Annotated in this window: 10 protein-coding genes; 6 read left to right on the forward strand and 4 right to left on the reverse strand. The window is 68.6% G+C overall.

The genetic code is table 11. The features are described 5' to 3' along the window. Nucleotides 1-19: 19 nt before the first annotated feature. Nucleotides 20-1,762, forward strand: coding sequence for an amylo-alpha-1,6-glucosidase (locus tag OG303_RS42805; RefSeq protein WP_405875300.1), 1,743 nt, complete (start codon nt 20-22; stop codon nt 1,760-1,762). Between the two features lie 91 nt (nt 1,763-1,853). Here the strand turns inward: OG303_RS42805 and OG303_RS42810 are convergent, their stop codons facing one another. From OG303_RS42810 to OG303_RS42825, 4 genes are all read right to left on the reverse strand, one after another. Beyond that, nucleotides 1,854-2,723, reverse strand: a complete 870-nt coding sequence (locus OG303_RS42810) for an MBL fold metallo-hydrolase (protein ID WP_405875301.1) — start codon at nt 2,721-2,723, stop codon at nt 1,854-1,856. 52 nt (nt 2,724-2,775) lie between these two features. Beyond that, on the reverse strand, nt 2,776-3,612 hold the full coding sequence (locus OG303_RS42815) for a maleylpyruvate isomerase family mycothiol-dependent enzyme (RefSeq protein ID WP_405875302.1): 837 nt from the start codon (nt 3,610-3,612) through the stop codon (nt 2,776-2,778). Between the two features lie 84 nt (nt 3,613-3,696). Then, entirely contained in the window at nt 3,697-4,707 is a 1,011-nt protein-coding gene (locus tag OG303_RS42820) for a Dyp-type peroxidase (RefSeq protein ID WP_405875303.1), read from the reverse strand. A 380-nt stretch (nt 4,708-5,087) separates the two neighbouring features. Then, nucleotides 5,088-6,104 carry a LacI family DNA-binding transcriptional regulator gene (locus OG303_RS42825; RefSeq protein WP_405875304.1) on the reverse strand — a complete coding sequence of 339 codons (1,017 nt, stop codon included), beginning with the start codon at nt 6,102-6,104 and terminating at the stop codon, nt 5,088-5,090. 417 nt (nt 6,105-6,521) lie between these two features. On the opposite strand from OG303_RS42825, the gene OG303_RS42830 reads away from it, so the two are divergent. From OG303_RS42830 to OG303_RS42850, 5 genes are all read left to right on the forward strand, one after another. Then, entirely contained in the window at nt 6,522-7,790 is a 1,269-nt protein-coding gene (locus OG303_RS42830) for an ABC transporter substrate-binding protein (RefSeq protein WP_405875305.1), read from the forward strand. Nucleotides 7,791-7,879: 89 nt separating this feature from the next. Continuing rightward, on the forward strand, nt 7,880-8,752 hold the full coding sequence (locus OG303_RS42835) for a carbohydrate ABC transporter permease (RefSeq protein WP_405875306.1): 873 nt from the start codon (nt 7,880-7,882) through the stop codon (nt 8,750-8,752). A 32-nt stretch (nt 8,753-8,784) separates the two neighbouring features. After that, nucleotides 8,785-9,711, forward strand: coding sequence for a carbohydrate ABC transporter permease (locus OG303_RS42840; protein ID WP_405875307.1), 927 nt, complete (start codon nt 8,785-8,787; stop codon nt 9,709-9,711). A gap of 97 nt (nt 9,712-9,808) precedes the next feature. Beyond that, nucleotides 9,809-10,666, forward strand: a complete 858-nt coding sequence (locus OG303_RS42845; RefSeq protein WP_405875308.1) for a glycoside hydrolase family 43 protein — start codon at nt 9,809-9,811, stop codon at nt 10,664-10,666. Nucleotides 10,667-10,783: 117 nt separating this feature from the next. Further along, nucleotides 10,784-13,261, forward strand: coding sequence for a carbohydrate binding domain-containing protein (locus OG303_RS42850; RefSeq protein WP_405875309.1), 2,478 nt, complete (start codon nt 10,784-10,786; stop codon nt 13,259-13,261). Nucleotides 13,262-13,468 lie beyond the last annotated feature (207 nt).

Genomic DNA, 13,468 nt, shown 5'->3' on the forward strand with positions numbered 1-13,468 from the left:
AAGAAACGAGTACCGCTTGATGACCGCCGCCCGATCCGGCCCGGCCTTCTCCCTCCACGACATCCCGTTCAGCACGCACGGCTCCTGGTTCGGCATCTCGCCCGTGCTGGGGGAGAAGGAGCGTGCCGACGATCTCCACCTCGTGTCGCACCAGAACGGTATGCACGCCGTCCTGCGCCTCGTCCCCCTCGATGCCGCGACCGATCAGAAGGTCGAGACCCGTGTCACGGCGACACCGGGCCTCCTCAGTTGGACGACTCACGAGGGCGGACGAATCGACCTCGCCTACGAGTCGCCCGGCGCGGTGCGCCTGCGCGGCGAAGGCCCGGGCCTGCGTATCACCGCGGCAGCGCGGACTCTCACACCCTTCACCGGCACGTACTTCTTCTGCGACCCCGCGGACGGAGCGCATGTCTTCACCTCGTACGAGACCGGCCGCCGCTATCGCGTCACGGTGCTCTCCGGTGTCCTGCGAGAGGTCTGCGGCGACCAGGCCCTGGGCAGCGCCCAGCGCGGTCTCACCGTCTCCGCGGAGGCGGGCGGCTCCTGGGAGGTCGCCGTCGAGGAACTCGACAGCGCGCGCCGGCCCTACACCGTGTCGGTGCCGTTCGACGAGGTCGTGGCCGCGGCGGAGCGTGCCTTCGCCGCCTTCGTCGACGTGGTCGCACCGTGGCGTTCGGCCGGCACACCGGCCGCCGAACTCGCCGCCTACGTCCTGTGGTCGGCGACCGTCGCCCCCGCGGGCCTTGTCACCCGGCCCGCCGTGCTGATGTCCAAGCACTGGATGGACAAGGTCTGGAGCTGGGACCACTGCTTCAACGCCCTCGCCCTGGCGCCCGGAGCGCCCACGCTGGCCTGGGACCAGTTCTCCCTGCCCTTCGACCACCAGGACGAGAGCGGCGCCCTGCCCGACTCGGTGACCCACTCCGAGGTCCTCTACAACTTCGTCAAACCACCCATCCACGGCTGGACCCTCGCCCACCTTCGACGACGCCTCACCAGCCCCCTCAGCCGTGCCGAACTCGCCGAGACGTACGACCAGTTGCGACGCTGGACCGAATTCTGGCTCACCGCTCGACGAGCACCTGACACCGCCCTGCCCCACTACCAACACGGCAACGACAGCGGCTGGGACAACGCCACGACCTTCGACCCCGGGCGCCTGGTCGTCACCGCCGACCTGGCCGCCTTCCTGGTTCTGCAACTGCGCGAACTCGCCGCCCTGGCAACGGAACTGGGCCGTCCCGACGAGGCCCGCCAGTGGACCCGCACCGCGGAGGCCACCCAGGCGGCCATGCTCGACGAACTGTGGACGGGGGACCGGTTCGTGGCCCGGGGCGCCGACAGCGGCGACACCTGGAGCAGCTCCAGCCTCCTCGACCTGATGCCCATCGTCCTCGGCGAGCACCTGCCCGAGAACGTCGCCAAGAGCCTGGCCGCCCGCATCGAGAACCATCTGACCCCGTACGGACTGGCCACCCAGCTGCCCACCTCTCCGGAGTACCGCCCCGACGGCTACTGGCGCGGACCCATCTGGGCACCCGCCACCGTCCTCGTCGAGGACGGCCTGCGACGCAGCGGCCACCACCGCCTCGCCGACGAGATCAACGCCCGCTTCCGGGGCCTGTGCGAAACCCACGGCTTCGCGGAGAACTTCGACGCCCTGACCGGTGCGGGCCTGCGCGACCGCGCCTACACCTGGACCGCCGCGGCCTACCTCCTTCTCGCCGAAGCACACGAACTCCGCTACGGACGTGGGTAGTTCGACTCCGGGCGCGCGCGTGAGGACCCCGCCCGGGCGGGGCCCAGGTTCTCAGGACGCCTCGCGCTACGGCGCCCTGCACGGCCGGCAGTCAGCCATCGGGCCAGAGGATGAAGTCGGCGAACGCGCGCCGAGCGGGTTGGGGACCGACTTCGTCCAGGGCCGCGCGCACGGCGTGCAGGTGGGCCGGGGTCATCTCCAGCGGGGGTTCGTCCGGCTGGTACGTGGTGCGGATCGGGTAGTCGACGCCGGGCTCGCGGGTCATCTCGATGTGGCAGCCCAGAACGTGGCTGACGGGACGGCGTCCGGCGAAGGCGATCAGCCGGTCGACGGTCCGTGAGAAGTCCGACCAGTCCTCGATGTACAGCCGTCCGCGGTAGACGGTGTCTCCCGTCAGCAGGAACCCGGTCCACGGGTCGTAGAAGGTGACCGCGGCAGCGTCATGGCCCGGAGTCGCGAGCGCTTCCAGCACCCGCCCCCCGAGGTCGAGGGGCCTCACCGCCTCCGGGGCGTCGGCGAACCCGAAGTAGCTCCAGGCCGCGTCCCGATCACCACCGACCACGATCGTGTCCGGCCGGTCGAGGAACTGGCCGTCGCCCGCGACGTGATCGCCGTGCGAGTGCGTGTGGAGTACGAGAAGGCCATAGGAGTCACGGGGGTGACGAGCCAGCCACGTCTCGACAAGGCCGTCGACAGTCCTGCGCACCGGAAAGAATTCGGGTGACGCTGTGGCACCCGTGTCGATCAGAACCGCCTCGCGCTGCCCGAACAACAAGTACAGAAACGGGGCCTCGTAGTTGATCGCCTTGTTCTGCCTCAGCAACACGGTGTGCTCGTCGTACCAGTGCACCTGAAGATCGGGGTCGGTGTTGTGCTTGGCCGACGGCGACCCGTGAATCCAGTCGACGCCCAGTGGCTCCGCGCTGAACCTCCGGACACCGAGCTCGCCCGCGCCGGACACGATGCCTCCTGAAGTGCGTCGAACGGAACTCACCTGGCTGCTCTGCAGGGGATCAGGGCGCGGTGAACAGGGTCGGGAAGCGGGGCGCGAGCCAGGGCTTGCGTCCCCAGGCGAGGACCTGTCCCCGCCCGATGGCCCGCCACGGGTTGCGACGGCCCAGCGCTATGAGGAGGAAGGTCACGGGTTCGATCAGGATGGTGCAGTCCGGACGTTCCAGCGGCGTCGGGGTCACGTGCACGGCGCCGTCGCCCAGGCTGACACCGAACTCCGTGCCGCCCCGCAGGCGGATGGCGTAGCGGACAGCCAGATCAGCGATGGCGGCCGTGTCGACGACGCGCGGCATGACCGAGAGCATGAACGGCATGCACAGTGCGACACGGTCGTGGTCGATCATGTGCGGGCGGTTGAGCGCCCGGGCCAGGTCGTAGCCGTGGCCCAGCATGTGCGTCAGCAGGTAGGACGCGAGAACGTGCCGGTCCATGGGGCCCAGTGGCGTGACGAGTGCCGGGCAGGCGGCGCTCTCTTCGCCCGCGCCCCGATCCACGGCGTCCACGAACACGTCGGCCTGGTCGGTGATCATCGACGCCAGCGGCTGTGCCCCGCGCTCCCCGAATGCGGCGAGGGACTGTTCGTTGGCGGCGGCCAGACTCTGCGGCGTACCGTCCCCGTAGGGGCGTTCCTGCCCGGACGCGAGGTCGGCCATCAACTCGTTGGCCAGCGCCAGATGGGCGGCCGCCTCGCCGACCGTCCATTTCGAATCCGGTACGGGAACGGTCGTGTCGGTGGCGCTCTTCAACAGCGTGGCGATGTCACCGGCGGTCTCACGTATCGCCCGTGCGAGCGCTTCGGGTAGCGGCCCCTGGATGTTCTGCTGCGCCGTAGGCTGCACGCTGACTGTTCCTTCCCGCCTGCCGCGCCCCTCGCGTGTCCGGCGCGCCGAACCCAATCAGACTTGAGGACGCTCGACAAGCAGTCATGCTCGATCGTCGGTACCCGAGGATCCGTCGGATGTCCGGGCCGAGACCGTCGGCTCCGGGGTGGCGGGCGGGTCGTCGAGGAAGTCGGCGGTGGGTACGTGGAACAGGGTGCCGGTGACCGCTGTGGAGAAGTCGAGCAGCCGGTCGTGGCTGCCCGGCGGATCGCCGATGAACATGTTCGCCAGCATGCGCTCGATGACCGACGGGGTACTGGCGTAGCCGATGAAGTACGTGCCGAACTCGCCGCGTCCGGGCGCCCCGAAGGGCATGTTGTCGCGCAGGATCTGCCGCTCCGTGCCGTCCGGGTCGGTGATCGTGGTGAGCGCGACGTGCGAGTCGGCAGGTTTGAGGTCGTCGGGCAGCTCGATGTCGGAGAGCTTGCGGCGGCCGACCGCCCGTTCCTGCGCCTCGACCGGCAGGGCGTTCCACGCCGGCAGGTCGTGCAGGTACTTCTGTACGACGACGTAGCTGCCCCCGGTGAAGTCCGGGTCCTGCTCCGGATCGGCGGCACCGATCACGACGGCGGTGTTCGCGGCGGGACCGGTGGGGTTCTCGGTGCCGTCGACGAAGCCGAGGAGATCACGTTCGTCGAAGTACTTGAAACCGGACACCTCGTCGCGGACGGTGACGATGCCGCGCAGCCGGTCCATCAGATGCGTGGCCAGCTCGAAGCACAGGTCCGGCTGCCGGGCCTTGATGTGGAAGAGCAGGTCCCCCGGGGTGGCGGGTGCGGTGTGTCGGGCGCCGGCGACTTCCCGGAAGGGATGCAGCTCGGCCGGCCTGGGGCCGACGAACAGGCGGTCCCAGGCGTCGGAGCCGATGCCCGTGACGCAGGTCAGCTCTCCTTCCGGGAGTCGGAAGCCGACGGACCGCACCAGACCGGCGAGGTCGGTCAGCAGCTCCCGTACGACCGGCTCCCCGCTGGGATCGACGGTCACGACCAGGAAGAGGGCGGAACTGGTGAGTGGGCTCAGTACCGCCTGCGAGACGGGTTGCGACTCGGGCACGAACTCTCCCTATCCTTCGGCGAAATCCCTCGGCGAACACGGAGGCCGGACTCGATCAGCCTCTCATCCCGAGCACACTTCCTCGCGGCGTCATCGACGATCCCAGGCGCGCGCCGCCTACGGCTCGGTGCGAGTCTTGGGCGGCCCGGCGGCGGTCGGGCAGGGGTCTCGGCGGTGGCGGTCAGGACCGAGGGGCCGAGGACGTGGCGGGCCATGGTGAAAACGAGTCCCTGGCCGGCCTGGCCGTCGCGGATGTCCTCGTCCTCGCCCTGACCGCACCCGACGAGACCGCGGCGATCGAAGAACCCCCACCAACTCACCGCTCTGCGCGAGCAGTTGCTCCCGCCGGGGGCATCGCAACCGAAGGGGCTGACCGGTGATCAGTCGCCGGCAGGCGGCGGGGCCGTGGAGTTGCGCAGCACGAGTTCGGTGCCGACCTCCATGTGCTCCATGAGCAGCCGCTGCCCTTCGATGAGGGACAGCAGCGCGCGGGCCGCCTTCTGGCCCATGTCGTGGAGGGGCTGGCGGACGGTGGTGAGACCGGGGAAGCTCTGGGCCGCCTGCGGGAGGTCGTCGAAGCCCACGACCGAGAAGTCGGCAGGCACGTTGAGGCCGAGCGCCCGTGCGGCGTCGATCGCGCCGAGTGCCATCAGGTCGGCGCCGGCGACGATCGCCGTAGGGCGGTGGTCGGTGATGAGGCGGGTCGCGGTGCGGAATCCGCAGGCGTAGGAGAAGTCGCAGGAGGCGACCAGCCGCGGGTCGACCTGGAGTCCGGCCAGCCGCATCGCGTCCTCGAAGCCCTGGAAGCGGACGGACGTGCTTTCGAGGTCCTCCTCGCCGCGGAGGTAGCCGATCCGCGTGTGCCCCAGTTCGATCAGGTGCTGTGTGCCGACGCGCATGCCGTGGTAGTTGTCGACGCTCAGTCGCGGCAGCGGTACGTCCAGGCGTCGGGGGTCGATGACGACGCAGGGCAGGTTCTGCCGACGCAGCAGCTTGACCGTCTCGTCCTCCAGGACGGGGGCGATCAGAAGCACGCCGTCGACGAGACCGCGAGCCAGGAACTCGATCCGGTCCTTCTCCCGCACCGCGTCGTGGTACGAGGCGTTGACCAGGAGTTCCTGCTCGGCGTCGGCCAGTTCGTCGGCGACTCCCCGGAGGATCTCCAGTCCGTACTGGCTGGTCAGATCCAGGGCGATGAGGCCGATGAGCCCGCTGCGGCCGGCCTTGAGGTTGCGGGCCGAGACGTTCGGCCGGTAGCCGAGTTTGCCGGCCACCTCCATGACGCGGCGCCGGGTTTCCTCGGAGGCCCCCGGCTTGCCGTTCATGACGTTGGACACGGTCATCGCGGAGACGCCGGCCTCCTCGGCCACCTGCGCGATGGTCACCCGCCCTGCCACCCGAACTCCTTCTGCCCGACCTCGGCCACCCGGCACGCGAAGACCTTAGAGCCTGCTTCTCCTCGCGTCGGCCACATACTCAAGGAAACTTTAACGATAAGTTGCATGGGGGTCAACGGAACTCTCAGCGAGAGCGCGGTTCGGCCCTGCGAACAGGGTGGACGTGACTGGGTTGCGTGGAAAGTCCGGTAGGTGCGGCCGTTTCGGCGCGGCGGACCGGCCACGGAAAGTTACGTATAGATGTCAGCTAAGTTTTGCGTTACAGTCCCGGCCAACGGCAGGCAGGGTTCGCCGCAACTCGGGTCGACCGGCCCTTTTCCACACGTATCAGCGCTGCACCCACACGGCACAGGCTGATCGACTCAAAAACCCCTTCAGACATGACAAGTCGGTCCGTACCGACGGGTGAGGTGTGCAATGAAGCGTTCTGGGAGACGTCTCGCGGTCGCCGCCACGGTCGCCGCCATGGCGGTGTCGCTGGCAGCGTGCGGAGGCGGGTCGTCCGGCGCCTCCAGCGACGGCACGGTGACCATCCACGTGCAGGCCTGGAAGGGCGGCGGCGCGGAGCCCGCGAACGTCGCGGAGATCAACAAGGCGTTCGAGAAGGCCCACCCCAAGATCAAGGTCGACTTCGAGTACATCACCGCGAACGACACCTACGTCCAGAAGCTCCAGCCGGAGCTGCTCGGCGGCAAGGCCGGCGACGTCATCATGGTCGACACGGACAAGATGAAGAAGTGGGGTGCCTCCGGCTACCTCGCCGACCTGTCCAAGGAGTCGTGGGCGAGCCGAATAGCCCCCGACGCCAAGCCGTTCGCGCAGTCCGACGGCAAGACCCTCGCCATGCCGATGGAGCTGATCGGCATCGGCCTGTACGCCAACATGGACCTGCTGAAGAAGGCGGGCATCAAGGAAGTCCCCGCCGACTGGCCGACGTTCCTCGCGGACCTCGCCAAGGTCAAGAAGGCCGGCATCAACCCCATCGCGCTGCCCGACAAGAGCGCCTGGACCGGCAGCTCCGTCTACCAGGCCGCCGGTTCGACCCTCGTCTACCAGAAGAACAAGCAGTGGGACGCCGACTTCCTGGCCGGCAAGGCGTCGTTCAATCCCGACTGGAAGAGCTCGCTGGAGCAGTTGAAGACCCTCGAGGACAAGGGGTACGTCAACTGGAAGAACGAGATCGGCACCGACGAGTGGTCGCAGGGCCCGCAGGACTTCAGCGCCGGCAAGAGTGCCTTCTGGTACCAGGGCGCATGGCAGGTGTCCAACGTCAAGAAGGCCGGTTTCCCGGTCTCCTTCGCGCCCTGGCCGGGCGGCGCCGCGGGCACCAAGCCCAACGGGATGCTCTTCTCCGGCACCATGTGGGGCGTCAACTCCCAGTCCCAGCAGGGTGATGCGGCGCGCGAGTACGTCAAGTTCTGGTCGCAGAGCGAGAATCTCGCCAAGTACCTCGACGCCGAGCACGCGGAGTCGCCCTTCACCGGCGGCACGACGCCGGAGAGCACCGAGACGACGGCCTTCACCACGGCCTTCAAGGACGGCCGTTACCGGATCCTCCCGTCCAACTCCTGGTACGGCGCGACCGCCGAGACCGCGACCGGCTCCAAGATCCAGGCCTATCTGCTGGGCAAGGCGTCCGCCGCGCAGACGCTGAAGGACATCCAGACCGCGGCCTCCGCGAAGTAACCCGGCCACCCCCGGTCTGCCGTGGTGGGGGCGGGAGGACGGCTCCTGGCCGCCCCCACCACGGTCATCCGGGGAAGAGGAGAACCCCCGTGTTCCATCGACGGCGCGCCACCATGGCCGCCTTCCTGCTTCCGGCGATCGTCGTGTACGGCCTGTTCATGCTGTATCCGCTGGCCCGCGGCGTTTATCTGAGCATGACCGACAGCCTCGGCGGTCCCATCGCCCACTTCGTCGGCACCCAGCAGTACCGTGCCATGGCCGACGACTCGGCCGTCTCCGCGGCCCTGTGGCACACCGTGCTGTACGCCGTCGTCGTGGTGGTCGTGCAGAACGGCCTCGGGCTGCTCTTCGCGGGCATGCTGTTCCGCCGCCCCAAGGTCCGCAAGGTGCTCAACGTCGTCCTGCTGACGCCGACGCTGATCTCACCGGTGATGGCCGCCTTCATCTGGTCGTACCTGTTCGCCCCGAGCGGCGGCATCAACGGCCTGCTCGACCTGGTCGGCCTGCACGGTCTCAACCACGTGTGGCTCGGCGACACTTCGACCGCGCTGTACTCGGTGGCCGCCGTCAACATCTGGATGTTCACGGGCTACTCCTGCGCGATCTTCCTCGCCAGCTACATGAGCATGCCGGCCGAACTCCTGGAGGCGGCCGCGCTGGACGGCGCGCGCGGCTGGCGGCGCTTCGTCAGCATCGAATGGCCGCTGCTCGCCCCCGCGCTCACCGTCAACGTGACCCTGAGCCTCATCGGCTCGCTGAAGGTCTTCGAGTTCCCCCTCGTGCTGACCAACGGCGGCCCGGCCGGGGCCACGGACACCCTGACCCTGCTGGTGTACCGGAACGTCTTCGGCGGCGGGAAGTTCGCCTACGGCGTCGCACTGTCGGTCGTCCTCCTGGTGACCGTGGTCGTCCTGTCCAGCGCCACATCCTCCCTGCTCCGGCTCCGCGAGCGCCGCATCTGATGGAACCCGACGGAAGCTGACGGATCGCCACCATGACCTCACACATCACCGCACCGGACGTCTCGTCGATCTCCAAGACCCGGCCCGCCACCCAACACCCCGGCAGTCCTACGACATCCAAGCCGTCCCGCGGCCGGCTGCGCCGCCTGACCGGCGGCTTGGGCACCGTGCTGCTCTGCCTGGGCACGCTGCTGTTCGTCCTGCCCTTCCTCTTCACAGTCGTCACCTCGCTGCGCACCGCGGCGGACGTGGCCCGCTCCCCGCTGGGCATCCCCCACTCCCTGACCCTGAAGAACTTCTCCGACGCCTTCAGCCAGATCCACTACGGGCGCAGCACCCTCAACACCCTGCTCATCACCGGCCTTTCCTGCGTAGTCGTCACGGCGATCGGCTCGCTTGCCGCCTATCCGCTCGCCCGGATCACCCAGCACTGGTCCACCGCCGTGTACCGGCTGTTCATCCTGGGCACGTCCGTGCCCGTGTTCGTCGTGGTGGCGCCGCTGTACCTGCTGATGCGCGACCTGAACCTGCTGGACACGTACGCGGGAGTCGTCGTCATCTACACGGCCCTGAACCTCCCGGTCGCCGTGTTCTTCTACACCAGCTTCATCCGCACGATCCCGACCGACCTGGAGGAGGCGGCGGCCCTCGACGGCTGCGGCGCCTTCCGCACGTTCTTCACGATCATCCTGCCGCTGCTGCGCCCGGTCACCAGCACGCTTCTGACCTTCGTCTCCCTGCAGATCTGGAACGACCTGCTGGTTCCCCTGGTCTTCCTGCAGGACCCCGGCAAGCGGACCGTCATGGTGAACGCGTACTCCTTCATCGACCCGCACACCGTGCAGCCGACGACCCTGTTCCCGGCCGCCCTGCTCGGCGTCCTGCCGCTGCTGATCATCTTCATCTTCTTCCAGCGCCAGGTGGTGGCCGGCATGTCCGCCGGCGCGGTCAAGTCCTGACCGACTCCGGCCGGTTGAGCCGCCTTCTCCAGACACTCGACGCCCCCACCGTCGGGGACCTCCCCCTGCCCCGACGTCCCGGAAGGACCCTCCCACGATGTACGTGGTCTCCTACTTCACCAACGCCGACGAGGCGCTGCACCTCGCCCACAGCGACGACGGCCACGCGTTCGTGCCCGTGAACGGTGGCCGGCCCGTCCTGCGGGGAACGGTCGGCACCGGCAGGCTGCGCGATCCGTTCATCGGGGTGGGCCCCGACGGCCTGTTCCATCTCCTGGCCACCGACGGCTGGACGAGCCCTTACATCGTCCACACCACCTCCGCCGACCTTCTCAACTGGTCGGACCAGGAACTCCTCCCGGTCATGACCGGTGTCGAGGGGGCCCAGAACGCCTGGGCCCCGGAGTTCTTCCTGGACCGCGGAACCGGGCTGTACCACCTCATCTGGTCGTCGGTCGTCGAGGCCGGGAGTACGGCCGAGGGCCGCGACTTCGAGCACATCAGCCAGAACCACCGCATCTGGCACTGCACCACCGAGGACTTCAGGACGTTCTCGGCCCCTGCCGTGTTCTTCGACCCCGGCCACTCGGTCATCGACGCCACCGTGCGGGAGTTGGACGGCGGCGGATTCCTCATGGCCTACAAGGACGAACGCGGCACCAACGACCTCGCCACCGCGCACAAGGACATCCACCTCATCACCTTCGACACCCCCGGCGGTCCGCACACCTCCGCCGTCGGTCCGGTCACCCCCTCAGTGGTGGAAGGACCGTCGATCTTCCGCCGCGGAGACGAAATGGTCATGATCTTCGACCACTTCCTCGAAGGGAGATACGGCGCGGCCCGCAGCAAGGACGGCGTGGACTGGGAGCCCGTCCCCCTGGCTCTGCCGACGGGAATGCGTCACGCCTCCGTCCTCGAAACGTCCCTCCTGGCGTCACTCCCGACGCGCTGAGGCGGCCCCTCCCCAGAATCCCGGGCGGGTCCGCTTCGGCCGGCCCGCCCGGTGCAGGAACTCCCGCGTCGCATCCCGCGGCGCGGCGGACACCTTCACCCAGCAAGGAGCGTCGCAATGAAGCGTCGCAGATCGGACCGCCCGGGAGTCCGGGCGTCCCGCATCCTCACCCTGCTCGCCACCCTGGCGGGCGCCCTCCTCCTCCCGGCCCACACCGCCCTGGCCGCGGGCACGACGTACTACGTCAACTGCTCGGCCGCCACGAACGGCAGCGGCACCCAGGCCAGCCCCTGGAACTCGGTCAGCAGCGTCAACAGCACCACCTTCGCCGCGGGCGACAGCGTCCTCTTCGCCGCCGGCACCACCTGCACCGGCCAGCTCACGCCGGGCGGTTCGGGCTCCTCGGGCAGCCCGATCACCATGGGTTCGTACGGCACCGGAGCCAAGCCGGTCATCGACGCGAACGGCGCCACCGGCCCCGTCATCCACCTGCTCAACCAGCAGTACTGGGAGATCGGCGGCCTGGACCTGACCAACGCCGCCTCCTCGCCCGCGTACCGCTCCGGCGTCCTCGCCGAGAACAGCTCCGGCGGCGTCCTGCACCACATCCGGGTGCACGACATGAACATCCACAACATCACGGGCTACGGCGGCGGTTGGTACTCCACCAACGCGGGCGTCGGCGTCCAGACCGACCACACGACTCCCGTCTCCACCTGGGACGACGTGGTGGTCGAGAACAACACCTTCGACCACGTCGACCGTATCGCGGTGGCCGTGACCCCCGACGCCGACGGCCAGGGCACCGGCCTGACCACGGGCACGGTCATCCGCAACAACACGATGACCTACGACGGCGCCGACGACATCCTCGTCGTCAAGAACGACGGCGCCCTCATCGACGGCAACAAGGCCGGCTACGGCGGCGCCAAGAACACCTGCCCGCCCTCCGGCCAGTACTGCAACGGCGCCTCGGCCGGCATCTGGATGTCCGGCAGCTCCAACACCGTCGTCCAGAACAACGAGGTGTACTGCCACGTCAACGGCGCCGACGGCACCGGCTACGACGTCGACTGGGGCAACCACAACACCACGTTCCAGTACAACTACAGCCACCAGAATCTCGGCGGCTTCATGCTGGTGATGCCGCCCTTCTCGATCGCCAACGAACCCACGTCGACCGTCCCCAGCGACGGCACGGTGATCCGCTACAACATCAGCGAGAACGACGGCACCAACTCCGGCTGCCCCGCCTCCGGCACCCCGACCCACGGCACGGGCGTCTTCCACTTCGTCGGCAACATCCCCAACCAGAGCGGCAGTTCGGCCGCCGTCCCGCTCATCTACAACAACAGCATCTACGTCAACAAGAGCGGCCTGAACACCCCGATCCTGTACTCGCGCAGGGGATCGAGCGTCACCGGCACCCTCTCCTTCCGCAACAACGCGGTCTTCAACTACGGCACCGGCGGCTACTTCACCACCAGCTCCGGCTCCGTCTACTCCAACAACCTCTTCTACGGCACCCACCCGTCCTCCGAGCCCACCGACTCGGCGAAGGTCGTGACCGACCCCGAGTTCCGCAACCCGGGCAACGCGGCCACCTCCTCCTCGTACACCGGCAAGAACGCCTACCAGGTCCACCCGTCCTCTTCCGTGATCCGAGCCGGGACGGTTATCAGCGACAACGGCGGCAAGGACGCCCTCGGCAACACCGTCTCCGCGACGGCGGCCCCCAACATCGGCGCCTACAACGGCACCGGCGGCAACCTCGTCTCCAACGCCGGCTTCGAGTCGGGCGCGCTGAGCCCCTGGACCAACAGCGGCGCGGTCCCGTCCGTCACCTCGTCCAACGCCCGCACCGGAAACTACGCACTGACCACCCAGGCCAGCGGCAGCGGCGCCAACCAGACCCTGACCGGTCTGAGCCCCAACACCACCTACCTGCTGACCGGTTGGGCCAAGGTGGCCAACGCAGGCGAGACCCTCGCCATAGGCGTCAAGAACTACGGCGGCACGGAGACGTTCGCCAACGTGGCGACGACGTCGTACACCCAGGCGGCGGTCCTCTTCACCACCGGCTCCTCCAGCACCTCGGCCACGGTCTACTGCTGGAAGAACTCCGGCGGCAGCGGCGCGGGTTACTGCGACGACCTCGCGGTGGAGGCCCTGTCGTTCGCCACGAACGCGATCACCAACGCGGGCTTCGAATCAGGCGCGTTGACTCCCTGGACCCAGAGCACGGGCACGGCGTCCAGCGTGGTCGCGTCGAACGCCCGCAGCGGCACGTACTCCCTGCAGACCGGGGTCAGTGCCAGCGGTGCCATCCAGACGGTGGGCGGCCTCACCTCTAGCGGCACCTATCTGCTGGCCGCCTGGGCCAAGGCGGCCACCGCCGGTGAGGAGGTGTCGGTCGGCGTGAAGAGCTTCGGCGGTACGGAGACGTACTTGCGGACCTCGACGACGTCCTACGCCCAGCAGCCCATCTTCTTTACCACGGGCGCCTCCACCACCTCGGCCGGCCTCTACTGCTACAAGAACTCCGGCTCCGGGGCCGGATACTGCGACGACTACACCCTGATCAAGCTCCCCTGACTCCACTCGGTCTGTCGGGAGGAGCTCTGCAACGGGCGGGCCGGGGACACCCGGCCCGCCCAGCCGAACGTACTCAGTCGGTGAGGCCCAGCGCTCCTGCAGCCTGACGCTGCCCAAACCGGATCGTCAACACGTCCCGCGAATCGGCCTGCAGCGAGAACGGCCTGAGTACCTCTGCGCCGCGAAGGGCGCCTGACAGGCATCTTC

This window comes from Streptomyces sp. NBC_00005 (assembly GCF_045160215.1).
Lineage (GTDB): Bacteria > Actinomycetota > Actinomycetes > Streptomycetales > Streptomycetaceae > Streptomyces.

Coding starts and splice junctions, on each gene's coding strand:
- OG303_RS42845 (WP_405875308.1), top strand. CDS start 9,809: ATGTACGTGGTCTCCTACTTCACCAACGCCGACGAGGCGCTGCACCTC.
- OG303_RS42850 (WP_405875309.1), top strand. CDS start 10,784: ATGAAGCGTCGCAGATCGGACCGCCCGGGAGTCCGGGCGTCCCGCATC.
- OG303_RS42840 (WP_405875307.1), top strand. CDS start 8,785: ATGACCTCACACATCACCGCACCGGACGTCTCGTCGATCTCCAAGACC.
- OG303_RS42830 (WP_405875305.1), top strand. CDS start 6,522: ATGAAGCGTTCTGGGAGACGTCTCGCGGTCGCCGCCACGGTCGCCGCC.
- OG303_RS42805 (WP_405875300.1), top strand. CDS start 20: ATGACCGCCGCCCGATCCGGCCCGGCCTTCTCCCTCCACGACATCCCG.